Source organism: Ahniella affigens, assembly GCF_003015185.1.
Lineage (GTDB): Bacteria > Pseudomonadota > Gammaproteobacteria > Xanthomonadales > Ahniellaceae > Ahniella > Ahniella affigens.
Map to the genome: position 1 here is coordinate 4,240,154 of NZ_CP027860.1, position 25,119 is coordinate 4,265,272.

20 protein-coding genes are annotated in these 25,119 nt (G+C 60.4%); 10 read left to right on the forward strand and 10 right to left on the reverse strand.

What is annotated here, in order from left to right; translation table 11 throughout:
• Window positions 1–36: 36 nt before the first annotated feature.
• The 5 genes from C7S18_RS16385 to rpsB all read right to left on the reverse strand — a co-directional run bounded on the left by C7S18_RS16385 (window position 37) and on the right by rpsB (window position 6,760).
• The gene (locus C7S18_RS16385) at window positions 37–1,308 is read right to left on the reverse strand and encodes a BaiN/RdsA family NAD(P)/FAD-dependent oxidoreductase (RefSeq protein WP_106892584.1); all 1,272 of its coding nucleotides are present in this window, start codon (window positions 1,306–1,308) and stop codon (window positions 37–39) included.
• Entirely contained in the window at window positions 1,305–3,764 is a 2,460-nt protein-coding gene (locus C7S18_RS16390; protein WP_170113310.1) for an alpha/beta hydrolase family protein, read from the reverse strand. The genes C7S18_RS16385 and C7S18_RS16390 overlap by 4 nt, the downstream gene beginning before the upstream one ends.
• Before the next feature lie 215 nt (window positions 3,765–3,979).
• Window positions 3,980–4,708, reverse strand: coding sequence for a UMP kinase (pyrH, locus tag C7S18_RS16395; protein ID WP_106892586.1), 729 nt, complete (start codon window positions 4,706–4,708; stop codon window positions 3,980–3,982).
• Window positions 4,709–4,883: 175 nt separating this feature from the next.
• Window positions 4,884–5,762, reverse strand: coding sequence for a translation elongation factor Ts (gene tsf / locus C7S18_RS16400; RefSeq protein WP_106892587.1), 879 nt, complete (start codon window positions 5,760–5,762; stop codon window positions 4,884–4,886).
• Between the two features lie 80 nt (window positions 5,763–5,842).
• Complete coding sequence (rpsB, locus tag C7S18_RS16405) at window positions 5,843–6,760, reverse strand: 30S ribosomal protein S2 (protein ID WP_106892588.1); 918 nt, start codon at window positions 6,758–6,760, stop codon at window positions 5,843–5,845.
• Between the two features lie 421 nt (window positions 6,761–7,181).
• On the opposite strand from rpsB, the gene C7S18_RS16410 reads away from it, so the two are divergent.
• From C7S18_RS16410 to C7S18_RS16430, 5 genes are all read left to right on the forward strand, one after another.
• Window positions 7,182–8,771: an FG-GAP repeat domain-containing protein gene (locus C7S18_RS16410; protein WP_170113311.1), complete on the forward strand. Its 1,590-nt coding sequence runs from the start codon at window positions 7,182–7,184 to the stop codon at window positions 8,769–8,771.
• Between the two features lie 29 nt (window positions 8,772–8,800).
• Entirely contained in the window at window positions 8,801–9,973 is a 1,173-nt protein-coding gene (locus tag C7S18_RS16415) for a bifunctional chorismate mutase/prephenate dehydrogenase (RefSeq protein ID WP_146151962.1), read from the forward strand.
• A gap of 208 nt (window positions 9,974–10,181) precedes the next feature.
• A complete protein-coding gene (locus tag C7S18_RS16420) occupies window positions 10,182–11,711 on the forward strand; it encodes a B12-binding domain-containing radical SAM protein (protein ID WP_106892591.1) in 1,530 nt (509 codons plus the stop codon).
• 78 nt (window positions 11,712–11,789) lie between these two features.
• Complete coding sequence (locus C7S18_RS16425) at window positions 11,790–12,011, forward strand: hypothetical protein (protein WP_106892592.1); 222 nt, start codon at window positions 11,790–11,792, stop codon at window positions 12,009–12,011.
• A gap of 4 nt (window positions 12,012–12,015) precedes the next feature.
• Window positions 12,016–13,149 (forward strand): hypothetical protein, encoded by a 1,134-nt coding sequence (locus C7S18_RS16430; RefSeq protein ID WP_106892593.1) that lies wholly within the window; start codon window positions 12,016–12,018, stop codon window positions 13,147–13,149.
• 113 nt (window positions 13,150–13,262) lie between these two features.
• Here C7S18_RS16430 and trmB read toward each other — a convergent pair whose 3' ends face one another.
• Together trmB and C7S18_RS16440 are read right to left on the reverse strand one after the other, a co-directional pair.
• Window positions 13,263–13,976, reverse strand: a complete 714-nt coding sequence (trmB, locus tag C7S18_RS16435; protein ID WP_106892594.1) for a tRNA (guanosine(46)-N7)-methyltransferase TrmB — start codon at window positions 13,974–13,976, stop codon at window positions 13,263–13,265.
• Entirely contained in the window at window positions 13,976–14,767 is a 792-nt protein-coding gene (locus tag C7S18_RS16440) for a thiazole synthase (RefSeq protein ID WP_106892595.1), read from the reverse strand. The genes trmB and C7S18_RS16440 overlap by 1 nt, the downstream gene beginning before the upstream one ends.
• A 156-nt stretch (window positions 14,768–14,923) precedes the next feature.
• Here C7S18_RS16440 and C7S18_RS16445 point away from each other — a divergent pair, with 156 nt between their 5' ends.
• From C7S18_RS16445 to C7S18_RS16460, 4 genes are all read left to right on the forward strand, one after another.
• Window positions 14,924–15,898 carry a carbon-nitrogen hydrolase family protein gene (locus C7S18_RS16445; RefSeq protein ID WP_106892596.1) on the forward strand — a complete coding sequence of 325 codons (975 nt, stop codon included), beginning with the start codon at window positions 14,924–14,926 and terminating at the stop codon, window positions 15,896–15,898.
• On the forward strand, window positions 15,873–16,838 hold the full coding sequence (locus C7S18_RS16450; RefSeq protein ID WP_170113313.1) for a peptidoglycan DD-metalloendopeptidase family protein: 966 nt from the start codon (window positions 15,873–15,875) through the stop codon (window positions 16,836–16,838). Before C7S18_RS16445 ends, C7S18_RS16450 begins: the two co-directional genes overlap by 26 nt.
• Window positions 16,839–16,917: 79 nt before the next feature.
• Complete coding sequence (locus C7S18_RS16455) at window positions 16,918–18,045, forward strand: PilT/PilU family type 4a pilus ATPase (RefSeq protein ID WP_106892598.1); 1,128 nt, start codon at window positions 16,918–16,920, stop codon at window positions 18,043–18,045.
• 180 nt (window positions 18,046–18,225) lie between these two features.
• Window positions 18,226–19,545, forward strand: a complete 1,320-nt coding sequence (locus tag C7S18_RS16460) for a CE1 family esterase (RefSeq protein ID WP_106892599.1) — start codon at window positions 18,226–18,228, stop codon at window positions 19,543–19,545.
• 45 nt (window positions 19,546–19,590) lie between these two features.
• On the opposite strand, the gene ppk2 is transcribed toward C7S18_RS16460, so the two are convergent.
• Complete coding sequence (gene ppk2 / locus C7S18_RS16465; protein ID WP_206207916.1) at window positions 19,591–20,706, reverse strand: polyphosphate kinase 2; 1,116 nt, start codon at window positions 20,704–20,706, stop codon at window positions 19,591–19,593.
• 233 nt (window positions 20,707–20,939) lie between these two features.
• On the opposite strand from ppk2, the gene C7S18_RS16470 reads away from it, so the two are divergent.
• On the forward strand, window positions 20,940–21,773 hold the full coding sequence (locus tag C7S18_RS16470; protein WP_170113314.1) for a peptidoglycan-binding protein: 834 nt from the start codon (window positions 20,940–20,942) through the stop codon (window positions 21,771–21,773).
• Window positions 21,774–21,786: 13 nt separating this feature from the next.
• Here the strand turns inward: C7S18_RS16470 and C7S18_RS16475 are convergent, their stop codons facing one another.
• Both C7S18_RS16475 and aceE read right to left on the reverse strand, forming a co-directional pair.
• Window positions 21,787–22,215, reverse strand: coding sequence for a hypothetical protein (locus tag C7S18_RS16475; protein ID WP_106892601.1), 429 nt, complete (start codon window positions 22,213–22,215; stop codon window positions 21,787–21,789).
• A gap of 94 nt (window positions 22,216–22,309) precedes the next feature.
• Window positions 22,310–25,000 carry a pyruvate dehydrogenase (acetyl-transferring), homodimeric type gene (gene aceE / locus C7S18_RS16480; protein ID WP_106892602.1) on the reverse strand — a complete coding sequence of 897 codons (2,691 nt, stop codon included), beginning with the start codon at window positions 24,998–25,000 and terminating at the stop codon, window positions 22,310–22,312.
• Window positions 25,001–25,119 lie beyond the last annotated feature (119 nt).

A 25,119-nucleotide genomic window follows, 5' to 3' on the forward strand; every position in this document is an offset into this window, starting at 1 on the left:
GCGATGCCCTTTGCGTCGCAATTTGCAGCGTTGCCATCACGTCGCTGCGCCATCTTCCCGCTGCAACCACCTAGTAGCACCCTGTGCCGCGACCACGCCGCTGGCCATGCTCGCGGTCAGCAAGTACCCGCCAGTGGGTGCTTCCCAGTCGAGCATTTCGCCAGCGCAGAAGACGCCTGGCGCCTGACGCAACATCAGCGTTTCGTCGAGACTGGACTGCACGACGCCACCGGCGGTACTTATTGCTTCGGCGATGGGCCGCGGTCGGTCGAAGGGCAACGGCAGCGCTTTCAAAGCATGCGGAAACGCCGTCGCAGGGAGTTTGAACTGCTTGTGCGCTTCAAGGCACAGATCCACCTTCAATGCATCCAGGCCGGGCATTCGGCGCAGACGTTCAGACAGGCTGCGCTTAGCCGGTTGCTGGCTCCATTCACGCAGCACGCGATCCGTCGCCAAATCCGGCAGCAGGTCGAGTTCGATCGCAGCAGGGCCAGACTCAAGCCGATCCCGAATCCAGCGCGCGTGGGCGTAAATGAGACTACCTTCCAGCCCATATTCGCTGATCACGCATTCACCCTTAGCACTGGGCTGAGCTTCCACCAGATGATCGGCTCCCACAGGCGGGATCAACGCAATCGACTTTAGCGGCGCACCAGCCTTTCTGCGTCGGAAGCCTTCAGACCATGCTAACTCGAAACCACAGTTTGCAGGCTTGAAGTCTGCGACCGTGGCATATGGCGACAACCAACTTGCGAAGCTGCCATCCGATCCGAGTTGTGGCCATGATGCCCCTCCGAGCGCCAGAACCACCGCCCGAGTGGCTACTTGAACGGATTCGCTGTCATGCTGAAAACGAAGCGACCATCCGCCCTGACCATCAGACTCCAGCGCGCTCAACCGATGCCGCATGTGCATCAGCACACCCCGCGAACGCAGCCGCTGCACCCAGGCACGCAGCATCGGTGCCGCCTTCATGTCATCGGGGAATACCCGGCCGGAAGTGCCTACGAACGTCGCGATACCGAGTTCAGCAGCGAATGCGCGCGCATGGTCAGCGCTGAACTGCGACAGCCACGGACTGACCCAAGCCTGCTGCAGCCCAAAGCGCTGCGCGAAGCGATCTGCCGCTTCGTTGTGGGTCAGATTCAAACCACCCCGCCCAGCGATCAGAAACTTCCGACCCACCGACGGTTTGCCCTCATAAAGTGCGACCGCAACGCCTTGCTCGGCTGCGGTCAGCGCTGCCATGAGCCCAGCTGGGCCACCACCGATGACGGCGAGCGTCGTCGATTGTGTTGACGTGCTCATCGCTTCAGAGCGACAGGAGCCGATGAGACACGTTCCTTGTCGGCCAGAACCTGATTCAGGAAGGTCACGATCTTCGGCCAGACCTGGACTTGATCGTCATATTTCACCACACCGTGCTCGTTCGATTTCAGTGTCAACACCGGCACCGGTCGGCCAATCATCTTAGTCATTCGGATCATCCGTTGAACGTGCTGATAGGTCACCCGCTCGTCACCGTAGTCATGCACGACTAACATGGGGTTCTTCAGCTCACGATACCGGTAGACTGGCGAAATGTCTCGACAGTTCGCCGCGTCGCCACGATCTCCGCCAATCCAATGCCGCAAGACTTCGATGGTCGCCTGCGAACCCACGAAGTCGGCGTCGCTCATCATCAGACACAGATCGAACGGCGCCGCAATGGCGACACTGGCAAGGTACCGCTCCGGCCAACGAAGTGTCAGCATCACCGCGGAATAGCCACCATAGCTGGTACCGAGCGCCACAACTCGACGTGCGTCCACGCCGCCCAGAGTCAGTGCGTAATCAACAGCGTCGTTGATGTCGTCTTCAATACCCGTGCCGAACTGTCCCACGCCCTCTGCGAGCGCCTGCTCGGTCGCATTGCCAGAGCCACGATAGTTCACGCGCAGTACCGCGAACCCCATCCGCGCCAGATACTGAACTTCCTGATCGAAGGTGTCAGCGTCGTAGGCGCCGATTGGGCCGCCGTGCGGCATAACGACCAAAGGCGATGGGAGCCTGCTGCTGGAACGGGTCAGAAAGCCTTCGATGGATTGCCCATTGGATCGCTTGAGAACGAATCGCTCGGTGCCACTCAGCGCACCATAGTCCGGCGTTTTCAGCTCGTACTGTGGCGCCACGAGCTTCTGTTTTGCGGCGTCATACACCATCATGGTGGGTGGCGAATCGCCCGCCTCAACATACACGAGTCGATTGGCATTGCCAGTGGCGGGCCCGACCAAAACTGACTTGTTCCTTTGCTCTGCCTGAATACGCTGCAAAGCGCCCGCGTCGGTCGCGTTGAGGTAGTGCTGGCGCAAATGCCCACCCTGACGGTAGACGGCAAAGTCAACCAGAGTCGAGTCCACACTTCCTGCTTGCAACACGTCCTGGCCCGGTTTGGCAAAAACGGTTCGGCCCAATGTCAAGGTCCGCTGATCGAACTCCACCAGCTCCTGCTGCGGCCGATCGATATTGGTTATCGCAAGCAGACGCCCATCACGTGTGAAACCAACGAACGTAATGCTCTCGTTCGTGCGGGTCTTGACCGAGAATGCCCGGCCTTTTCCGTCTTCGTCAACGAGCTGATACGAGCTACCCTCGTCGTCGATCTGCCAAGCGAGTCTTGGGCGGCCATGTTCATCTGCCCACCAGTACACCTCATCGCGAATCTGCTTTAAGACTTCGGCTTTCGCTTTCTTCACCCAGGATTCGGGTGGCAAGCGGGTGTCGACCCGATAGACCTTTAATTCCTTACGCTTAAGTGCTGCAAAGTAGCCCAGCCCCGATCCATCTGGATCGACCGAAATGAGCATGGCGGTAGTCGGCATGATCAGTTGCAGCGAGTACGGTGGTGGCCCACCGATATCGACTGTGTAGGCCCGAATTCCACCCCTTTCCGGCGAGAGGTGAGCGACAAAGCGACGGTTTGCGATCCAGACGAGATTGAGCAGTTTGCCCGGCGGCAGTTCGATCCGATCCACATGGTCGCCAGACAGCCAATAGACCCGCAGCCGCGGCTCTATTTCGTTGTCGACGCGCTCGACTAGCGCCAAACCATCGGGCGACAAGTAGCCCATGCGGTCCGGGTAGTATCGGAACATCTGCTTCGCAAACGCCACGCTGTCCGACCTTGGCGTCAGGGCAGGCAGGGCGGATACGGGTTGGCTTGGCTCCTTTTGAGCCGCCTGCTCGGTCTGCCAGAAGTCAAAGTACGGATCCGGCTCAGCCATGGCATGACGCCACGGAAACCGCTCAATCAGACCAGGGTACTCTTGCTGGACCGTAACGTAGGCGGACAGGTTGCGATTGGCCATTCGAAAACTGCGCATCGAGATCCCGCGCGAGACCAAATCACCGGCATAGTTGATTTTGCCAGCCTCCACTTTGAAGCGCGCACTTGGGATGTCACCGATCTCGTAAATGATGCTTGAGCGACCAAAGTTCATCGCGACCAGTTCGTTGACCCGGTACTCGGCCGCATCTAACTTCAAGAGGCGAAGGTAGCGGCCCTGACTGAGCTGCTCCAACTTGGGCGAGGCGATCAAGTTGCCGATCTTGTCGAGCCGCACTGAGCTGACTACGGCATCTGAATCGATGACCAATGCGAGCAAACCTTCGTTGTCTTTCAGACTGACCGGCTCGCCGGGTTGAACCCAGTGCGCGCCAACCGGGAGGCCAGTCAGCAACAAACCAAAGACGAGGACAAGGCGGACCATGAAAGGATCTAGCATGGGAGTCATTCCTGGCGACGGACTGAACACCTTGCCCGACTGCAGGCGAGGCTTCCAGGATCATGCCAGACTCACGGGTGATCGTGCGGCCCGCTCCCACTCGCAACGATCATCGGCGCGAAACGACACCCATGTTTCGCCCCGACTGAATCAAGACAGGGTCACCGCTTTCTGCCACTTGCCCGGGCTCTCGCGACGCCAAGTACGATGCCGGCTTAATTGCTCTGACCACCATTGACCAACGTGCCCACCGATTCGCCAAGCACGATCCGCATCAAATCGCCCGGGCGGGTCATATCGTAGATGCGAAGCGGCATGTGGTGATCGCGGCACAGGGCAATCGCGGCCGTGTCCATCACGCCCAGATTGCGTTGAATGACTTCTTCATAGCTCAACTTGTCAAAGCGTTTGGCAGTCGGATCTTTCTTCGGATCAGCGGTGTACACACCATCGACCTTAGTTGCCTTCAACAGCAGATCGGCGCTGATTTCAACGGCGCGCAGCGCAGCGGCGGAATCAGTCGTGAAGAACGGATTACCCGTGCCGGCTGCAAACAGCGTGATGCGGTTCTTTTCCAGATGACGTACCGCGCGACGGCGAATGTAGTCCTCGCACACTTCGTTGATCTTGATCGCGCTCATGACGCGCGCCGACGCGCCTCGCTTTTCGAGCGAATCCTGCATGGCGAGACAGTTCATCACCGTCGCGAGCATGCCCATGTGATCGCCGGTGACGCGATCCATCCCCGCAGCGGCCAGACCGGCGCCGCGGAAAATGTTGCCGCCACCAATCACGACACCAACCTGCACGCCGATGCGCGCGACTTCAATGACTTCGTCTGCAAGCCGGCCAATGACGGCGGGATCGATGCCATAGCTTTCCTTGCCCATCAGGGCCTCGCCGCTCAGTTTCAGAAGAATGCGCTTGAATTTGGCGTCGCTCATGGCTTGCTCCTTGTTGGCTCTGACTGGTTCGCGTCGATCGGGCTTTGATCGCCCGCGAGATGTGTTGCGCTTTGAAGCACGCGCTCCCGCGCCGGCTTCCTTGTTGCTTGTCGATTGGCAAGCTCACACTTTGGTGAAAAAAAAGGAGCCTTTCGGCTCCTTTTTTTCGGGGCCCTTAGGCCAGTCCTGCTTGTTTCATCACTTCGGCAGCGAAGTCTTCGGTCTTCTTTTCGATGCCTTCGCCGACCGCAATGCGCTGGTAGCTGATCACGTCCGCGCCAGCGGCCTTGACGGCGGCTTCGACGGTCAGATCGCTATTCAGGGCATACGGCTGGCCGTACAGCGTGTTCTCGTTGATGATCTTGGCAATCTTGCCACCAATGATCTTCTCCAGGATTTCGGCCGGCTTGGCGCGATCCTTGTCGGTCATCTTGGCGAGCTCGATTTCCTTTTCCTTCGCCACGAAGTCGGCCGGAACGTCGGCAGCCTTGTTGTACGGCGGGTTCATGGCCGCAACGTGCATCGCAATGCCACGCGCCAGTTCGGCGTCGCCGCCCTTCAGTTCGACCAACACGCCAATACGGCCACCGTGCACGTAGGCGCCGATGTGGTTCGCGGTGTTCAGCGAAATCATGCGCCGCAGCTGCACGTTCTCACCGCACTTGGCGACCAAAGCCTGGCGGGCTTCTTCGATCGTGCCGCCAGCTTCGGCAGCCGTCGTCTTCAGCAATTCGACGTCGCTGACCTTGTTGGCCAGAGCCTGCTTCGCGGCCATCGCGGTGAACGCGACAAAGCCGTCGTCCTTGGCGACGAAGTCGGTTTCCGAATTGATTTCGATCATCACGGCGAAACCATCGGCGCTAGCCGTGACAATGCGACCTTCGGCAGCGACGCGGCCAGCCTTCTTGTCAGCCTTGGCGAGACCCGACTTGCGCAGGTTTTCCATGGCCACGTCGATGTTGCCACCGGCTTCGCCCAGGGCTTTCTTGCACTCCATCATGCCGGCGCCGGAACGCTCGCGCAGTTCCTTCACCAGCGAGGCGGTGATTTCCATGTGTGTACTCCAATTGGGGTGATTCGGCGAAACCCGGGCAGCGACTGAACGCGCCCCGGGCTCCTTGAATTCGGCGCGGATTATTCGCCCGATTCGTCGTCCTGCGGTTGCGGACGGCCACCGCGGCCGCCTCGGTCATCACGGCGACCGCCGCGATTGTTGTTGTTGTTATTGCCCGGACGCTTGGCGCCTGGCTTGTTCGGACCTGGGCGACGCGGACGGTCGTCCTTCTTCGGCGCGGCCTTCGCTTCCACCGGGTTGCCTTCGGCGTCGAGTTCAACGAACTCGTCCTTGGCCACAACCGGAATCAACGGGGCAGCCGCCTTGCCTTCGAGCACGGCGTCGGCCGCGGCGTGGGCGTACAGCTGCACGGCGCGAATGGCGTCGTCGTTGCCCGGAATGGCGTAGTCAACCAGGCGCGGGTCGTAGTTCGTATCGACCACGGCGATGACCGGGATGCCCAGAGCCTTCGCTTCCTTGATGGCGATTTCTTCGTGACCGATGTCGACCACAAACAGCGCGTCCGGCAGGGTCGGCATGTTCTTGATACCGCCGAGCGAACGCTCAAGCTTTTCCTGCTCGCGCTTGATGGTCAGCACTTCATGCTTGACCAGGCGCTCGAAGCTGCCGTCGTTGTACATGGCTTCGATTTGCTTCAGGCGGGCGACCGACTGCTTGACCGTACGGAAGTTGGTCAGCATACCGCCGAGCCAGCGGTAAGAGACGTGCGGCATACCGCAACGCTCGGCTTCTTCCTTCATGACTTCGCGGGCCGAACGCTTCGTGCCGACGAACAGAATCGTGCCGCGCTTCTGCGCCATGCCCGAGATGAAGTTCATCGCGTCCTGGAAGAGCGGCATCGTCTTTTCCAGGTTGATGATGTGAATCTTGCCGCGGGCGCCGAAGATGTACGGGGCCATGCGCGGGTTCCAATAGCGGGTCTGGTGGCCGAAGTGAACGCCGGCTTCCAGCATCTGACGCATCGTGACTTGAGACATTGTGACTGCTCCATTCATGGTGAAGCCCGCCCCCTGAATGAGTAGGATGGGGCGCTGAGCTTCGGGGTTGGTCCTCCACGGTGCCGCGACATCTGACCGGTCTTCGCATAAGCGCGACCGGCACCCCAGATGGGCATTCGAACCGTGTGTGAATTCAGGCTTCGGATTGGATTTTCGGCCAACCAGAGTCCCGGCTTGGCCCCAGACGGGCGGCAAAGCCTGTCGATCATAACGCGGTTGCGGCCGTTCCGCCAAGCACCAACCTGTCCAGCATCCTAGTGGAATCCGGATTCGCTTGTAAATTCAAACACTTACTGAAACTGAACGGGGTTCGGCCGGCGACGAGGCACGCCGGATGGCACAGGCATCGCGTCGCGCGTGTTGATGGAATCGGGTAGCCCCAATGCTTGGATTCACTGCGATGCCCCACCCTCAACGGTCTACGCTGATCTCAATGATCCTCCTGGTCACCACCAAGGTCACGCTCGCTCAGAACCCGTTTCAAGACGAGTCGAATGCGCGCATCCCGACCGACCTGAACGCCGGCAGCACCATGGATATTGCTATGGCTGATCTCGACAGCGATGGCGATGACGACCTGGTGCTGGCGAAGGAGTTCCGCCCGAACCAGTTCCTGCAAAATGACGGCCAGAATCGATTCTCTGCGATCGGTGGCGCGTTTGGAGACCGTGTTGAAGACTCCGAGGACATCGCGATTGGCGATTTCGACCGCGATGGCGACTTGGATGTGGTGTTCGTTTCGGAAGATACGACTGGAAACGAGTTCTACCGAAACAGCGGCCTGGGCCGCTTCACGTTTGTCGCTGGGGTGATCCCAAACAACACCAACTCGAACGCGGTGGTAGCCGGTGATCTGGATCGCGACAATGATCTGGATCTGGTGATTTCCCGCAACACCGCCCGCGAACTGGTGCTGCTGAACAACGGCGTGGGCAACTTCACCGACGCGAGCAACACCTGGATGCCAGATGTCGTCGATGTGACGCAAGACCTGAAACTCATCGATATCGACAATGATCAAGACTTGGATCTGATCGCCGGCAACGAGGCCGCAAATGGCGGTCGCAATCGGCTCTACATCAACACCGGCACGCGGTTCATTGATGAGACCAGCACGCGAATTCCGGCAGCCGGTTATGCCGAAGCGACGCGCAAGGTGTCATTTGCCGATGTGGATCGCGACAGCGACATCGATCTGTTCTTCGCCAATGCCGATGGCAGCAGCACGGCCTACACGGCGTATCGGCTGCTATTCAACAATGGCCAAGGCGTGTTCACCGATGTGACACGCGATCGCCTGCCGGCATTTCGACGGCTATCGATGGATGCCGAGTTCAGCGACCTCGATCAGGACGGCGATCTCGATCTCGTCGTGGCCGATTTCCAACAGAATCTGCAAGTGCTCGCCAACGATGGAACAGCCCATTTCACGGACGCCAGTGCAGCGTTCCTCGGCAATCTGGTGCAGCCACGGAGCAGCATCGGCGTCTTTCTGTTCGAGTCGGCCAACACGCGCTATCTGTTCGATGCGGGGTATCAGGATGTCGATCGCCTGCTCGTGCAATCCAAAGCCGCGCGGCTCGATAGCCGTTACTCCGGCGGCTTTTACAACCCGGCCCAGAATGGCCATGGCTTTCAGTTTTATGTCCTCGAAGATCAGATCGCGCTGACTTGGTTCACGTTCGACACTGATGGCAGCACCCGCTGGGTCGTGGCTCAGGGCGCCATTCCTGAAGCTGGCGATGACACCGCCGAGCTGCAGGCATTTCGCGGCGCCGGCATGGTGTTTGGCACATTCGATCCGAGCCAGTATCAACTGCAGCCCTGGGGCACGATCCGTTGGCGGACGATCGATTGCGATCACGCCGAAGTCCGCTATGAGTCCGTCGTCAATGGCGCAAACGGTCAACCCCTTGGCAACGGCACCATTCCTGTGGCGCGCCTGGTGCGAATTCCAGGGCTCGATTGCCGGAGCAACCCGAGCGGCTGAAACCGCTCGCAACGATATGCAACGGCATCATGTCGGTGCCGTTCGGGGGCGCCCTGCAGAGGCTATGCTTGGGTTTCGCCGAGCCATTACTGCAAGCCATGACCAATAGTCCCGACCTAAAAGCCCTGCGCGACCGCCTCGATGTGCTCGATGGCAGCCTGCTCGATGCCATCCGTGAGCGCCAGCAGATCATTGCCGCCATTGGCGAGGCCAAGCGCGGCATGGGCAAGCCCTTGCGCGATTTCGCACGCGAGAAGGACGTACTGGATCGGGCCGAGGCCAATGCCGCAAAGCGTGGACTGGATGCCAGTCTCGCGCACGAACTGATGAAACTCCTGATCCAGCATTCGTTGACGCATCAGGAGATTGCCCACATTCGCGCTCAGGCGACCGGCGCGGGACTCCGTGCCTTGGTGGTTGGTGGCGCCGGCCAGATGGGCCGTTGGTTTGCGAGCTTCCTCGATTCGCAAGGGTTCAATGTCGAAATCTGCGACCCGAATGCATCGGCTGACGAAGCGTTTCCCGCTCATACCCGTCTGGATTCGAGCCTTCTGAACACGGACCTGATCCTGGTCGCAGCCGGGCTTCGGGCCAGTGCGGGCATCCTTCGCGAACTGGTCACAATGGCGCCGACTAAGGCCGTGATCATTGATATCGCGTCAATCAAGGAGCCACTGCGCCCAAGCCTGGTGGCGCTGAAGGATGCCGGCTGGCAGGTCGCATCGCTGCATCCGATGTTCGGGCCAAGCGCGGTGCTCCTGGCTGATCGACATGTCGTCGTCATCGACCTGGGCTGCCCCGATGCGACGGCGCTGGCACGCAGTTTGTTCGCAAATACCACGGCCGTGGTCAGCGAGCTGTCGCTTGATGCGCATGACCGCATCATGGCCGAGGTGCTTGGGCTTTCCCATGCGTTGAATATCGCGTTCGCGCTGGCACTGGCGGAAGGCAAGGCCGACGGGGACCTGCTGCAGCGGGTATCGAGCTCGACGTTTGACGCGCAGTCGAAAGTCGCCCGCCGCGTCCTGAACGAAAATCCGAACTTGTATTTCGAGATTCAGACCGAGAATCCGAACAATGCCGCTCAATTGGATCGCCTGGCCACCGCGCTGCAACACCTATCGCTGGCGGTTGCCGCCCGGGATATCGACACATTCCGCGCGCTGATGGCCCGCGGCCGGGAATTGCTCGGGCCAGGCTGAAGCATTGGCTCGGGTCTGAATAAGTCCATCCTGGACTTTCAGACCCGCACCGAGTCCGGCGCGTGTCCGGACTCAGTGCTCCAGAATCAAGCACTGGCGTGCTTGATTCCGGGGGGCCATCCATGGCCCCGGCGACTCTAAACGTGTTCAGAGTCGCCTCAATCAGCCGGCCGCGTCCAGCGTGCGGCAGTCCTGCCATAATGGCCGGATGAGCGACGTTGTCCTGACCACCCTGAATGCCCGCTATGCGCATGCCTCCATGGGCTTGCGCTGCCTGGCTGCGAATCTGGGCTGCTTCCGCGAGCGCACCGAAATCATCGAGTTCGTCATCGGTCAGAAAACCGAGGAGATCGTCGAGCGCTTGCTGGCTTTGCGACCCAAGCTGATCGGCATCGGCGTCTACATTTGGAACGTCGAGGAATGCACGCGGCTGGTCGGCATGCTGCGGGCGGTCGCGCCGGACGTTCGCATCGTCCTGGGTGGCCCGGAAGTCAGTTACGAGACGGGTAGCCAGCGTATCTGCGAGCTGGCCGACTACGTGATCAGCGGCTGGGGCGATGTCAGCTTTCGCGAATTGCTCGAGTCGATCGAGCGCGGTGAACCACCACCGCACAAAGTGATTGCCGGCAAGCAGCCGCCGTTGCCGGAGTTGGCAATGCCCTACGCCGAGTACACGGAAGAGGACATTCGGCAGCGGTTTGTTTACGTTGAAGCCTCTCGGGGTTGCCCGTTCAAGTGCGAGTTCTGTTTGTCGGCGCTCGACAAGACCGCGTGGCCGTTCCCGCTGGAGCCTTTTCTGGCTGCGCTGGAGACGCTCTACCAACGCGGGCTTCGGGTCTTCAAGTTTGTCGATCGCACGTTTAATCTCAAGATCGATACGTCAGTCCAGATTTTGGACTTTTTCCTGGACAAGCTGACGCAGCATCCAGACGACCCGGTATTCGCGCATTTCGAGCTGATCCCCGATCACCTGCCCGATAAGTTGAAGTTGCAGATTCAGCGATTCCCGCCAGGGACATTGCAGTTTGAAATCGGCATCCAGACATTCGACCCGGATGTGCAAACGCGTATTTCGCGCCGCCAGGACAATGCCAAGGCCGATGCCAACATCCGCTGGTTGCGCGAGCAGTCTGAGGCACATCTGCACGTGGACTTGATCGCCGGCCTGCCGGGCGAGAATGTCGAGTCATTCGGCCGTGGCTTTGATCGCCTGGTGGCGATGAATCCACATGAGATCCAGTTCGGCATTCTGAAGCGACTTCGCGGTACGCCGATCATCCGCCATACCGAACCCTACGGACTGCGCTTCAATCCGGACCCACCTTACAACATCCTCGCGACGAATGTGATTTCGTTTGCCGAGATGCAGAACCTGAGTCGGTTTGCGCGCTACTGGGATATCGTCGCCAACTCCGGACGCTATACCCGCACACTGCCGGTGTTGCTCGGCACGTCGCCGTTCCAACAGTTCCATCGGTTCAGTCAATGGCTGTGGTCCCGAACCCGGCAAACACACGCGTTGGCGCACGAGCGGATGGTGCACCTGCTGCATGAGTTTCTGTGCGAACGCAATGCGGACCCGCGCGAGTTGATCGAGTCCAGCCTGCTCGCTGATTACCGCGGCGCCGGTGGCCGCACGCGGCTGAGTTTCGAGGCCGCCGATTCGGTGTTGCCACCGCCGCGACCCAGCAAACGCGCGGGTGCGACGCTCGCGCGTCAGGCGCGGCATCTCGGCTGATTCAACCATCTGTGTCCGGATTGCTGGAGCACTCGCCACAGTCGTGGCATGCTCGGGCCACTTTGCTGGAGTCATGACATGACCATTTGCCCGATAGCGATTGCGGTTGGCTGTAAGAAGTGCCCGGTGTTTTCGGTTTGCCCGGCCACCAGGATTCTCGGCGACCAACCTGCTGCTGCGCCTCCAGCGCCGGCTGCCGACGAAGCACCGAAGAAGTCGAGTGGCGGCAAACGCGGTCGCGGCCATACGAACGCACAGCGCACGCGGAGCAAAGGCGGCAAACGACCGCGCAAGGCTTGAGCGGATGCGCTGGCAACTGCTCGCAATCGGGCTGTGTGTTTGGAGCAGTTCGATTCTCGCTGCGCCATTTGGCTCTGGCCAATACGGTGAGGGCTGGAACGTGGCGGTTGATCCCGATGACGGGCGACTGACGGCCGATTTGACGATTGGCAGTGATGCCACGCATCCAGCCTGTCGCCTCTATGTGTTTGGAGAGCCGGTCAGCGGTGGCTCGTATCAACTCGCAGCAGTAGGGCCTGATGCCAAGACCGTCCATGCGGGACAGGCCACCGTCACGACAGACGGTGGCGCCATCCGAATCGAGCTACCCACGGTGCCGCCCGAGTGTCACAGCGTTGCCGAGTCGCTGCAGCAGGGCATCCAGCGGCAACTGACCGCAGCCAAACCGTGGCGCGGGGTTCGCTGGGTCGCGGCCGAGCGCGCTTACTTCCACCGGGAAGCAGATGATTCGACGCGACGCAAAGCCTATGTCGTTCGGGGTGACGCCTTGGCGTACACCAAAGAGACGGCCGCGTTTGTCGAAGCCGAGTACCTGAAATCGGGCAGCACGACTCGCGGTTGGGTGTCATGGGCAGACTTAGGGGCGATGCGGCCGACTGCCCAAGGGCGAACCGCCAACCGATTCCCGAGACTCTCAGAGCCAGCAACATCGGCCGAGCGCGCGGCGTGGCGGCAGGTGTTGCACTGGGCCGATCACAACGAAGAGCACTTTCAGGCGTCAATGGGTGATGCGGCGACGGATGGCGGGATTCAACCATTGCTGAGTATCGGCTCGACCCGCGTGCTACGAATCAGTTTTGGGTTCGCGGCCTATCAGGAAATTTTTGGCTATGCGCTCATCGACGATGCCTTGGGCGAAGCCCGGATGCTCACGCTGAAGGGCTTTCCGCCCGACGCAGACGTGCCCTATAGCGAAATATTCGGATTTGATTCGTACAACGCTAACGATCAGATCGTTCAGGTGTTCAGCAAGTCCCGCGGGATGGGCGATTGCGGCCGGGTGTTGCAATACACATTGCAGGACGGCGGACTGCAGCTGCTGCAGTGGCGCATGCGCGAGTGTGGCGATGAGATCGACGAAGGCGACATCGACACGGATTCGTGGCCGGTGCAGTCCGGGGACCCGGATCAATACTAAGCAGGCTGGCGCTGCCTCAGGGCTGTTTTTTGTGGGAGGGCCTTAAGGCCCGAATCAGGCTCACCGCGAGAATGGTTCGGGCCTGAAGGCCCTCCCACAAAAGGCGAACGGCACTATTTGCGGCGATAGAGCAAATCCGCAACCTCATGCCCGAGCTTCAGCCCACGGCGCTCAAAATGCGTTTCGATCCGCCAGCTTGGCCGCTCGGCAATCCCGCGCGGTCCACGCTCATTGACGAATTCCGGGCTCGCTTCCAGCACATCCAGCATGTGCTCGGCGTAAGGCATCCAATCAGTCGCGAGATGAAACAAGCCGCCCGGAGCCAGTTTGCTCGCAATCAACGCCACAAACGGCGGCTGCACAATGCGCCGCTTGTTGTGACGCTTCTTGTGCCATGGGTCCGGAAACCACAGCCGCACTTCATTCAACGCGCCATCGGCGATTTCATGGCGCAACACCTCAACCGCATCATGCGCATAGACACGTAGATTCTGCAGATTCAAGTCCGCCGCCGCATTCAACGCGCGCCCAACGCCAGGTCGGTGGACCTCCGCACCAATGTGATTGCGCGCCGGGTCGGCCGCGGCGCTCGCGATCAATGCCTGACCGTTGCCGAAGCCAATCTCCAGGATCAAGGGCTGCTGTGCCGGGAACAACGCCTGCAGGTCACGCGGCTGACCGTGGTACTCGATCCCGAAGCGCGGCCAGTTCAGATCGAATGCGCGCTTCTGGGCCTCCGTCGTCCGGCCCTGGCGCAGCACAAAGCTCTTGATTTCCCGTCGAAACGGGCTCGACGCCTCGTGGTCGTTGTCGTCTTCCGGACACATCAGAAAAACGTCCCGTCGATCGGGCTCGATGCCGATGCAAAACGCTTTCTCGGAATGCGCCCGGCCAGGAACGCCTCGCGCCCGGCCTCGATCGCCTTCTTCATCGCGCTGGCCATCTGGATTGGATTCTTGGCGCCCGCGATCGCGGTGTTCATCAGCACGCCGTCGCAACCGAGCTCCATCGCAATCGCGGCATCCGATGCCGTGCCGACACCAGCATCGACGAGAATCGGCACCTTCGCCTGGTCAATGATTTCAAGCAGGTTGTAGCGGTTCTGAATACCAAGTCCGGAGCCGATTGGTGCTGCGAGGGGCATCACGGCCACGCAACCGATTTCCTCCAGTCGCTTCGCCAAAATCGGATCGTCGCTGGTGTACACCATGACCTGGAATTGCTCGGCGACGAGTTGCTCGGCTGCCTTCAGCGTTTGCACCACATCCGGAAACAACGTGCGCTGGTCGCCGAGCACTTCGAGCTTGACGAGGTTATGGCCATCGAGCAGTTCCCGCGCCAACCGGCACGTACGAACCGCATCGTCGGCGGTATAGCAGCCCGCGGTGTTCGGCAGGATCGTGTACCGATCCGGCGGCAGCACATCGAGCAGATTCGGCTCGTTGGCGTTCTGGCCGATGTTGGTACGGCGAATCGCCACGGTGACGATCTCGGCGCCGGCAGCCTCGGTGGCCAGGCGGGTCTCTTCGAGATCCTTGAACTTGCCGGTGCCCGTCAGCAGCCGCGAGCGATACGATTTGCCGGCAATCACCAATGCGTCATTTTGTGCGTTCGACATAAACGGTTCCAGATTCCAGGGCACCGGGCGGGCGGGGCGGGATGCCCTTGAGGCCAGCGGCGCGAACACACCATTATCGCAAATGCCGGCCGGCACTGTTCAGCCATTCTGCTTCGCGCCAGACTCTTGACCGATTCCTGCCTGGTATTCCTGTCGATGAGTGACACCCAACTCACTGTAGCGATTGCCCAAATCGAGCCGTTCTGGCTCAAACGTGATGCCACCGTCAACAAGGTGGCGCAATGGGTCCGCGATGCGGGCGATCGCGGCGCGCGCCTCGTCTGCTTTGCTGAGGCGATCGTGCCCGGATATCCGTTCTGGCTCGAGCACACCGATGGGGCACGTTTCGAGTCGGCCGAACAGCAGCGCTGGCACACGCACTACCTACGCGAGGCCGTGGTCATCGAGCGCGGTGATCTGGACCCAATCCGCGCCGCTGCGCTCGAGTCAGGCTGTCACGTCGTGCTCGGCGTCATTGAGCGCGCACAGGATCGGGCCGGACACAGCGTTTACTGCAGCATGGTCACGATTGACCAGTTCGGCCATATCGTCAACGTTCATCGGAAGCTGATGCCGACGCACGAAGAACGCCTGGTTTGGGCGCAGGGCGATGGGTATGGCCTGCGCGCCCTCCCCTTGCCACCGTTCACGCTCGGCGCATTGAACTGCTGGGAGAACTGGATGCCGCTGGCGCGGGCGGCGCTCTATGCGCAGGGCGTGAATCTGCACGTCGCGACCTGGCCGGGCAGCCTGCGCAATACCGAGCAGATCACCCGCTTCGTGGCGTTCGAATCGCGCTCCTATGTGTTGTCGGCATCATCAATTCTGAACCGGGATCATCTGCCAGACGACCTGCCACTTCGGGAGCGTCTGCACGCGGCGCTGCCCGCGCATCCCGCAAACGGCGGCAGCGCGATTGCCGGGCCAAATGGGCAGTGGGTCGTTGAACCAGTGGTGGATCGAGAAGCCCTGCTGGTCGCGACGCTTGATCTGGACGCCGTCTACGCCGAGCGCCGCCTGTTTGACCCGTTTGGCCATTATTCCCGACCAGATGTGCTGGAATTGCACGTCCGCAGACATCGACCAACCGGTATTCGAATTCTGGATGAGCAAGACCCTTCTGATTCCTGACCGCCCCTGGTCCATTATGCGCCCCCTGTTGCAAGCATTGCTGCTGGCTTGCGCGCTGCTGCCGGGACTTGCCCTGGCAAAGCGGATCTACCAATACCGCGACGCCAGCGGCGTCCTGCATTTCACCGATAAGCGCCCGGAGGACCCGAGCCTTAAGGTCAAGGAGACCAAGGTGCAGGCCGACCCAACACAGTGGCTCGAAATGCTGGTGACGGAATCCGGGGCCGAACGCGTGGTGACGATGATCAGCCGCGTGGGCGGCAGCATGATGGTCACGCTGTCATTTAAGGATCAGGAAAACATGCAGTCCGATCCGCCGCTGCCAGCGGTCATTGCGCTCGGCGCCTACGAAAACCGCCAGGTCGCGCGCATCCAGCAGGCAGACCCGTACAAACCCGGGCACTTTGGGATCCATTACGCCGCCGTACCGGGCCGACCGGTTGCCATTCAGCGGAGCGACTTTCGCTACCACTACCCCTTTGCCGACCGATCGCAGACGATTCTGGGTCAGGGGTTCAACGGCAGTTTTTCGCATACCGATGTGCAGTCGCGGTATGCCGTCGATCTTGGCGTTGCCGAGGGCACACCCGTGCTTGCCGCCCGCGGCGGTCGGGTCATGCTGGTTGAGGAGGACTTTGAAGGTGCCGGACTCGATCGCAAACGTTATGGCGAGCGCGCCAACAGCGTCCGGATTGAACACGAAGACGGCACCATGGCGGTCTACGCGCATCTGGAATTCGAAAGCGTCGTGGTCAGCGGCGGGCAGCGGGTCAATGCGGGGCAGATGCTCGGACGGGCCGGCAATACCGGTTTTTCGACCGGCCCCCACCTGCATTTCGCAGTCCAGATCAATGACGGGCAGGACCTCCGCGCGATTCCGTTCGAGTTCGAGGACGGCCTGCCACCCCTGGCGGCCGGTGCCCCCAGACCCGCAAACTGAGCAAAACTGAGCCCTCGTCGGCAAGACGCGAGCCGGCTTTGGCGGTATAAATCAGCAACTCCCGATTTCCGAGGCAATCATGAGCAGCGTCGATTTCACCTCCTTCCTCAAACTGATGGTGCATAAGAAGGGCTCCGACCTGTTCATCACGGCCGGCGTGCCGCCTTCCATGAAGGTCAACGGGCGCATTCAGCCGATCACCCAGGCACCGCTGACCCCGCAGCAGAGCCGCGACATGGTGCTGAACGTGATGGCTCCAAGCCAGCGCGAAGAGTTCGAAAAGACGCACGAGTGTCAGTTTGCAATCTCGCTGCAGGGCGTCGGCCGGTTCCGTGTCAGCTGTTTCTACCAGCGCAACCAGGTCGGCATGGTGCTGCGTCGCATCGAGACCAAGATCCCGGGTGTGGACGAACTCAGCCTGCCGCCGATCATCAAGACACTGGCCATGACCAAGCGTGGCCTGATCATGTTCGTCGGTGCAACCGGTACCGGTAAGTCCACGTCGTTGGCGGCCATGATCGGCTATCGCAACCAGAACTCGACCGGCCACATCATCACAATCGAAGACCCGATCGAATTCGTCCACAAACACGAAGGCTGCATCATCACGCAGCGCGAAGTGGGGATCGATACCGACTCCTGGGAAAACGCCCTGAAGAACACGCTGCGTCAGGCACCCGATGTCATTCTGATCGGCGAAGTCCGTACCCGCGAGACCATGGAGCACGCGATCGCATTCTCCGAAACGGGCCACTTGTGCCTCTGCACCTTGCACGCGAACAACGCGAACCAGGCGCTCGATCGCGTCATCCACTTCTTCACGGAAGACCGCCGGCCACAGTTGTTGATGGATCTGTCGCTGAACTTGAAGGGCGTCGTCGCGCAGCAGTTGATTCCGACCCCCGATGGCAAGGCCCGTCGCGTGGCCATGGAAGTGCTGCTCGGCACACCGCTCGTGCAGGACTACATTCGCGACGGCGAAGTGCACAAGCTGAAGGAGGTCATGAAGGAATCGACCAACCTCGGTATGCGCACGTTCGACCAGAGCCTGTTCGAACTCTATCAATCCGGCGAAATCAGCTACGAAGACGCACTCCGCCATGCCGACTCGGCCAACGAAGTCCGCCTGCGCATCAAGCTGGCGCAAGGTGGCGACGCGCATTCCCTGTCGCAGGGTTTGGATGGCGTGGAGCTGATGGAACAGTAGCCACTGGCGCGGTCGCCGGCCGCTTGTCGCAACCGTCACCAAAACCGCCCATCCGATGTCGGCTCTGGGCGGTTTTTGTCGTTTGTGAGGGTGGCGACCGTGATCTGGCACCAGCGTGCCGGCGCGTCCCGCACGTCCTTGCCGCCCGGCAGGGCGCCAGTTTGCCAATAGGAGACGACGATGGCCACGATCCGGGAGCTGTTCTGCAACGTGGCGGTTGGGTTCGTGCTGGCGGCAGCAAGTGCCGTCGCAGCGGCGCAATACACGACCAGCAATCGCACCTTGCAGGTCGGGCCGATTCAGCGCTCCTACCTGCTGGCAACCCCAAATAGCGGAAGCGCGGGCAAGCCTTTGGTACTTTCGTTTCATGGTGATGGCGGCACCGGTGCCGGCATGCGCAGCAGCCTGCCGATGGAAACTGCGGCGGGTGGTGGTGCTGTGTTTGTGTATCCGAATGCCTCGAATGCGCCGGCCGTTGGGGGCACCTTCGAGTATTTCAGCGACTCGGGACGCAGCGCTGGCGTCGATTTCGTTCGCGCAGTGATCGACGCTTTGGAAACCGAGCTCCAGATCGATCGCAGCCGCGTGTTTCTGGCTGGGTTCAGTGGCGGCGCGACGATGATCAACGCGCTCGGCTGTCGCATGGAGGCAGACGAGATTCGCGGGCTCGGGATCCATTCCGGATCGCTGTATCCGATCAACGACTTCACCTACACCGGCAACGGGGGCGTGTCGTGTGCGCTGCCGGCGTCGATGCTGATCTGGGGCGAGGCCGACAACACGTCTGGCGTGACGTTTGCCATCGGCCAGGGCGTGCGTGACAACCACCGCTTTACGCAGACCTGCGCCAGTACCAATACACCGTTCGCGCCGTCCCCCTGCATTCAATATGAGTCGTGTCAGCGCGACGTGGCCTGGTGCCAGATTCCCGCGATGGGCCATAGCATTTGGGCACAGGCCGCTACGGCATTCTGGAACTTCTTCTCGGCTCAAAGCCCGGCGCCGCCGCCAACCAGCGTGAGCATTTATGCCGACAGCCTGCAGAACAACTGGGAAGACTATTCCTGGGGCACGGTCAATTTCAGCGCCACACCTGCGCATGCGGGGACGTTGGCAATCCGCTTTGATGCGCACAGCTTTCAAGGATTGTCGTTTGCGCGTCCGAGCATGCCCGTTCAGCAATCGATGTTTCCCGAAATACGCTTCTACGTTCGTGGCAACGCTGGCAACGAGAATCTGAATGTGTCACTGCAGTCTGGCAACACACTGCATGCCAATGTGGCGCTGAACCAACTGCTACCGGGCGGCGTTTCGACGAGTTGGCGGGAGGTCCGATTCCGACCTGCCGACCCACCCATGTCGTACGCCGGCGACTTTGAGCGCATCAATCTGCAAGACAACACCGGCAATGCCGCCGGGAATCCGCAGGTCGTGTTCGTTGACACGGTCGATCTGCTGGCGCCAAGCACTGCAAGCGTGTTCGGCGACGGCTTCGAATAGCCAAGGCGTGCAGCGTCACGGCGCCTCGCAGATGGCCCACGCCAATCAGTCGCTGTGGTGCGCTAAAGGCGATGGCAAGATGCCACTTTCGACGAGCACATTCGCGGCCATGCCCACGATCTGCGGATCAGGTGCATAGACCACCGACAAGTCCTTACCGGTGTACGGCAGCGTGTGCAGGAAGTAGCGCATGCAGTTGATGCGGGAACGCTTCTTGTCGTCGGACTTGAACACTACCCATGGCGCATCTGCAGTATCGGTGTGGAAGAACATGGCTTCCTTCGCTTCGGTGTAGTCGTCCCAGCGATCAAGCGATTGCAAGTCAATCGGCGATAGTTTCCAGTGCTTGAGCGGATCGCTACGTCTGGAGTTGAAGCGGCGCAGTTGTTCTTCGCGACTGACCGAGAACCAAAACTTGTAGAGCCTGACGCCGCTTCGAACCAGCATGCGCTCGAACTCAGGCGCCGCGCGCAGAAACTCGTGATACTCGGCCTGGGAGCAGAATCCCATGACCCGTTCGACACCGGCGCGGTTGTACCAACTGCGGTCCAGAAACACGATCTCGCCGTAGCTCGGCAGATGCTGGATGTAGCGCTGGAAGTACCATTGCCCGCGCTCCAGTTCGCTTGGTTTTTCGAGCGCAACGACTTTCGCGCCACGCGGGTTCAGATGCTCATTGAACCGTTTGATCGCGCCGCCCTTGCCGGCCGCGTCGCGGCCTTCAAACACCAGAATGATGCGCTGTCCGGTTTCCTTGACCCAACTCTGCATCTTCAGCAATTCGATCTGCAGCTTCTTTTTCTCGGCTTCGTAGTCCCTTCGCTTCAACCGCGATTTGTAGGGATACGACTCGGGAAGCGGCGCGGTCGTACTGTCTTCACCCGTGACCGGCATTTGTTCCATAGCCGTCGCCGCTTGTTCCGACACGCCGAGCTCGCGCGCGGGTACGCCAAGCGGCGGCACCTGCTCGGGCTTGCGCTTGGCAACGCGGGAGCGCGCCTCGAGCTCGGCGATGGCCGCCGCCGCAATCTGCTTGACGGCTTCCAGCTCTTCGGCGCGGCTAATCTTCCGCATCGGCCGTGGTGGCTTGGCGATCACTTTGGTCTTGCGGGCTGCCGGTTTGTTCGGCTGGGACGTTGACTGACGCTTGGACGTGGACATGACTCGGGTCTCTTGGCACGGGGCTCAGTCTGCGCCCGCTCTGAGCGCGTCTTGTTGACTTGCCTCAAATCTCCGGTGCGGACTGAATCCCTTGCCGCATGCCGCAGTCTGTGGGAGGCTCTGCGACGAACGATTGGGGGCACCAGGGACTACCTTGGGCGTTCCCACGACAGGTTCTGCAGGCGACCGATTGGTGTCGCCTGCCTGACTGCAAACCGCACTGGAGGTATGTCATGGTGGATCCCGTATTGGTGCAACGACTTTTTCCGGGTGCGAGCGACGCCACTCGTGCGGCCTTTGCCGAGCAGGCGCCGAGCCTCTTCAAGCAGTTTGAACTAACCAACGCCCAGAACCGGTTGTTCTTTTTTCTGGCGCAGATTGCGTACGAGTCGAATGGTCTGCGGGTCACCAGCGAGAATTTGAACTACTCCGCCGCGCGCCTGACTCAAGTCTGGCCGAAGCGCTTTCCGAATATGGCCGCGACGATTGGCTATGCGAACAACCCCGAAGCCCTGGCGAATCTGGTCTACGGCAATCGTCTGGGCAACACCGCCCCGGGAGATGGCTACAAGTACCGAGGTCGCGGTTTTATCCAACTGACTGGCAAGGACAACTATGCGGCGGTCGGTGCAGTTGCGAAGCTCGATCTGGTCAATCAACCCGACCTAGCTGCAGCTGCGGACAGCGCATTGCACGTGTCATGCGCGTACTGGGACTGGCGGAATCTGAATCCGATTTGTGATCAGGGCGATTTCGTCACGTTGACGCAAAAGATCAATGGCGGCACAGTCGGTTTGCAAGATCGTTATCGCTGGTTGAGCCAAGTTCAGGACATCGTGCCGTGGCCGCTGCCGGGTATTACTCCGGCCGACACGGAATCCGGTTTACCGGTCGCGCGTATCAAAGCGATTCAGTTGAAACTGCAGAGCCTCAACCTTTACCACGATTCGATCGACGGCATTCTTGGTGAGCCAACGCGTGCGGCGCTGAAGACGTTTCAGATGGAACAGCATCTGGATGAGACCGGCACGGTCACCGATGCCACGCTGGCGGCGTTGAAGGTTTGAGCTGGAATCGGTTCTAGGTTGCAGCAGGGTCTTTCAGGCCCGAACCAAGCTTGTGGCAAGACCTGTTTTCTTTTTGTAGGAGGGCCTTCAGGCCCGAACCAATCTCGTGGCAAGACCTGTTTTCTTTTTGTAGGAGGGCCTTCAGGCCCGAACCAATCTTGCGGCAAGACCTGTCTTCTTTTTGTAGGAGGGCCTTCAGGCCCGAACCAATCTCGTGGCAAGACCTGTCTTCTTTTTGTAGGAGGGACTTCAGGCCCGAACCAATCTTGCGACAAGACCTGTTTTCTTTTTGTAGGAGGGCCTTCAGGCCCGAACCAATCTCGTGGCAAGACCTGTTTTCTTTTTGTAGGAGGGCCTTCAGGCCCGAACCAATCTTGCGGCAAAACCTGTCTTCTTTTTGTAGGAGGGCCTTCAGGCCCAAACCAATCTTGCGGCAAGACATGTTCGCGGCTGAAGCCGCTCCCACAAAAACCCCCGCTCCGACAAAAAACCGCTCTTTGCCGGTGGGACTTCAGGCCCTCTTACAACGAATCCGGTCACACCGTGACCGGGTTCGCCTTGTCGGTGTCGATGCCGTAGAGCTTCAGCGCGCGCTCGACATCCGTCGGCTTCAGCTTGCCTTCCGAAGCCAGCGCCGCCACTGCCGCGTGCGCGACATAGTTGCGATCGACCTCAAAGAAGCGGCGTAGATTCGCGCGGGTATCGGACCGACCAAAGCCATCGGTACCGAGCACCGTGTAGTGCTTGCCGGATGGCATGAACGCACGAACCTGATCGGCGTACTGACGCACGTAGTCGGTCGCTGCAATCGCCGGCCCATCGAAGCCTTCCAACTGTTCGGTGACCCACGGCTTCTTTGGTGCGGCAGTCGGATGCATGCGGTTATGCCGCTCGCAGTCGTAACCATCGCGACGCAGTTCGACAAAACTCGGGCAGCTGAAGATGTCAGACTTGATGCTGAAATCGCGCTCCAGCATGTCGGCTGCCGCAATGACCTCGCGCAGAATCGTGCCCGAGCCGAGCAGCTGCACGCGCAACTCGCCCTTCTTGGTCTTGCCCGCATTCTTCAACAGATACATGCCTTTGATGATGCCGGTCTCGGCACCTTCGGGCATTTCCGGATGCGTGTAGTTCTCGTTCATCAGCGTCATGTAGTAGTACACGTCTTCCTGATCGGTCAGCATGCGGCGCATGCCGTCCTGCAGAATCACTGCGACTTCGAACGCAAAGGTTGGGTCATAGCTCTTGCAGTTCGGAATCACACCCGAGAACAGATGCGAGTGACCGTCCTCGTGCTGCAAGCCTTCACCGTTCAGGGTCGTGCGGCCAGCGGTCGCGCCGAGCAAGAAGCCACGTGCACGCATGTCGCCGGCGAGCCACGCCAGGTCGCCCACGCGCTGCATGCCAAACATGGAGTAGAAGATAAAGAATGGCAGCATGGGCAGGTTGTTCGTCGAATAGCTGGTGGCCGCAGCCACCCAACTCGACATGGCGCCCGCTTCGGTAATGCCCTCCTGCAACACTTGGCCTGCGGCATCCTCGCGGTAGTACATCAATTGGTCCGCATCGACGGGGCGATACAGCTGACCAAACGGTGCGTAGATACCAATCTGCCGGAACAGACCTTCCATACCAAACGTGCGCGCTTCATCGGCAACGATCGGGACGGTACGCGGCCCCACGCTCTTGTCGCGCAAGATCACGTTCAGCGCTTGCACGAACGCCATGGTGGTCGAGATTTCGCGGTCGCCTGAGGCCTTCAACAGGCGCTCGAACGCGGCGAGTTCCGGCACAGGCAGTGACTCATCGGCTTTGCGCCGACGCTGCGGCAATGAACCGCCGAGCGCTGCACGTCGGGCCTTCATGTATTGCACTTCAGGCGAGTTCTCGCCCGGGTGATAGAACGGCACTTCTTCCAGTTTATCGTCCGGAATCGGCAGGTTGAAGCGGTCGCGGAACGCCTTGATCGATGCCGTGTCCATCTTCTTCTGTTGATGCGTGATGTTCTTCGACTCGCCGGCCTCACCCATGCCATAACCCTTCACCGTCTTGGCGAGAATCACAGTCGGTTGGCCCTTCTTCGCGTGTGCAGCTGCATAAGCCGCATAGACCTTGTGCGGGTCGTGGCCACCGCGATTCAGATGCGCGATGTCTTCATCGGACAGGCTCGCGACCAGCGCCTTCGTTTCGGGATACTTGCCGAAGAAATGTTCGCGCGTGTAAGCGCCGCCGAAGGCTTTGTAATTCTGATATTCGCCGTCCAGCGTTTCGTTCATCAGCTTCCGCAGCATGCCCTTGGTATCGCGCATCAATAGCGGATCCCAATAGCTGCCCCAGATCAGCTTCAGCACATTCCAGCCCGCGCCACGGAATACGCCTTCGAGCTCTTGGATGATCTTGCCGTTGCCGCGCACCGGGCCATCGAGACGCTGCAGATTGCAGTTGATGACGAACACGAGGTTGTCGAGCTGTTCGCGGCCAGCGAGCGCAATCGCGCCCAGGCTTTCCGGCTCGTCCGACTCACCGTCGCCCATGAAGCACCACACCTTGCGGTCGCTTTCGGGCAACAGTCCACGATGCTCCAGATACTTGAAGAAGCGCGCCTGATAGATCGCCGTGATCGGGCCCAAGCCCATCGACACGGTCGGCGTCTGCCAGAAATCCGGCATCAACCAGGGATGCGGATAGCTCGACACCCCTTTGCCGTCGACTTCCATGCGATACGCGTCGATCTGCGACTCATCGATGCGACCTTCGAGGAACGCGCGCGCATAGATACCCGGCGACGAATGGCCCTGGATGTAGAGCAGGTCACCCGGATGCGCCGCACTGGGCGCCCGCCAGAAATGATTAAAGCCCACGTCGTACAATGTGGCGCTCGATGCAAAAGAGGAGATGTGACCGCCGAGATCACCGGGCTTCCGATTCGCGCGAACCACCATCGCCATGGCATTCCAGCGCAGGATCGAGCGAATTTTCCACTCCAGTGCCGCATCGCCCGATGACTTTGATTCAAGCGCCGCCGGAATCGTATTGACGTAATCAGTCGTCAGCGGGAACGGGATATGACCGCCACTGCGGCGCGTCTCGTCAACCATGCGGGTCAACAGATAATGCGCACGCTCCGGACCATCGGCGCCGATGACGGCACTGATTGCCTCCATCCATTCCCGGGTTTCGGTCGGATCCAGGTCCTGGTCCAGCAAGTCCTTCAGCAAATCATTCATGCCCGCTCCCATTGTGCTGTGAATGTCCAAGCTGGTGCAGACAGCGCGACATCACCGCGCACCAGAATGGCTCGGCCGCAACCCTGTCTGAACGACAAAGATCGACCGGCGTCGGGCGA

Coding starts and splice junctions, on each gene's coding strand:
- C7S18_RS16455 (WP_106892598.1), top strand. CDS start 16,918: ATGAGCAGCGTCGATTTCACCTCCTTCCTCAAACTGATGGTGCATAAG.
- C7S18_RS16390 (WP_170113310.1), bottom strand. CDS start 3,764: ATGCTAGATCCTTTCATGGTCCGCCTTGTCCTCGTCTTTGGTTTGTTG.
- C7S18_RS16460 (WP_106892599.1), top strand. CDS start 18,226: ATGGCCACGATCCGGGAGCTGTTCTGCAACGTGGCGGTTGGGTTCGTG.
- trmB (WP_106892594.1), bottom strand. CDS start 13,976: ATGTGTCCGGAAGACGACAACGACCACGAGGCGTCGAGCCCGTTTCGA.
- C7S18_RS16470 (WP_170113314.1), top strand. CDS start 20,940: ATGGTGGATCCCGTATTGGTGCAACGACTTTTTCCGGGTGCGAGCGAC.
- C7S18_RS16425 (WP_106892592.1), top strand. CDS start 11,790: ATGACCATTTGCCCGATAGCGATTGCGGTTGGCTGTAAGAAGTGCCCG.
- C7S18_RS16450 (WP_170113313.1), top strand. CDS start 15,873: ATGAGCAAGACCCTTCTGATTCCTGACCGCCCCTGGTCCATTATGCGC.
- C7S18_RS16410 (WP_170113311.1), top strand. CDS start 7,182: ATGCCCCACCCTCAACGGTCTACGCTGATCTCAATGATCCTCCTGGTC.
- C7S18_RS16440 (WP_106892595.1), bottom strand. CDS start 14,767: ATGTCGAACGCACAAAATGACGCATTGGTGATTGCCGGCAAATCGTAT.
- C7S18_RS16415 (WP_146151962.1), top strand. CDS start 8,801: ATGTCGGTGCCGTTCGGGGGCGCCCTGCAGAGGCTATGCTTGGGTTTC.
- ppk2 (WP_206207916.1), bottom strand. CDS start 20,706: ATGTCCACGTCCAAGCGTCAGTCAACGTCCCAGCCGAACAAACCGGCA.
- rpsB (WP_106892588.1), bottom strand. CDS start 6,760: ATGTCTCAAGTCACGATGCGTCAGATGCTGGAAGCCGGCGTTCACTTC.
- C7S18_RS16430 (WP_106892593.1), top strand. CDS start 12,016: ATGCGCTGGCAACTGCTCGCAATCGGGCTGTGTGTTTGGAGCAGTTCG.
- tsf (WP_106892587.1), bottom strand. CDS start 5,762: ATGGAAATCACCGCCTCGCTGGTGAAGGAACTGCGCGAGCGTTCCGGC.
- C7S18_RS16475 (WP_106892601.1), bottom strand. CDS start 22,215: ATGTCTTGCCGCAAGATTGGTTTGGGCCTGAAGGCCCTCCTACAAAAA.
- aceE (WP_106892602.1), bottom strand. CDS start 25,000: ATGAATGATTTGCTGAAGGACTTGCTGGACCAGGACCTGGATCCGACC.
- C7S18_RS16385 (WP_106892584.1), bottom strand. CDS start 1,308: ATGAGCACGTCAACACAATCGACGACGCTCGCCGTCATCGGTGGTGGC.
- C7S18_RS16420 (WP_106892591.1), top strand. CDS start 10,182: ATGAGCGACGTTGTCCTGACCACCCTGAATGCCCGCTATGCGCATGCC.
- C7S18_RS16445 (WP_106892596.1), top strand. CDS start 14,924: ATGAGTGACACCCAACTCACTGTAGCGATTGCCCAAATCGAGCCGTTC.
- pyrH (WP_106892586.1), bottom strand. CDS start 4,708: ATGAGCGACGCCAAATTCAAGCGCATTCTTCTGAAACTGAGCGGCGAG.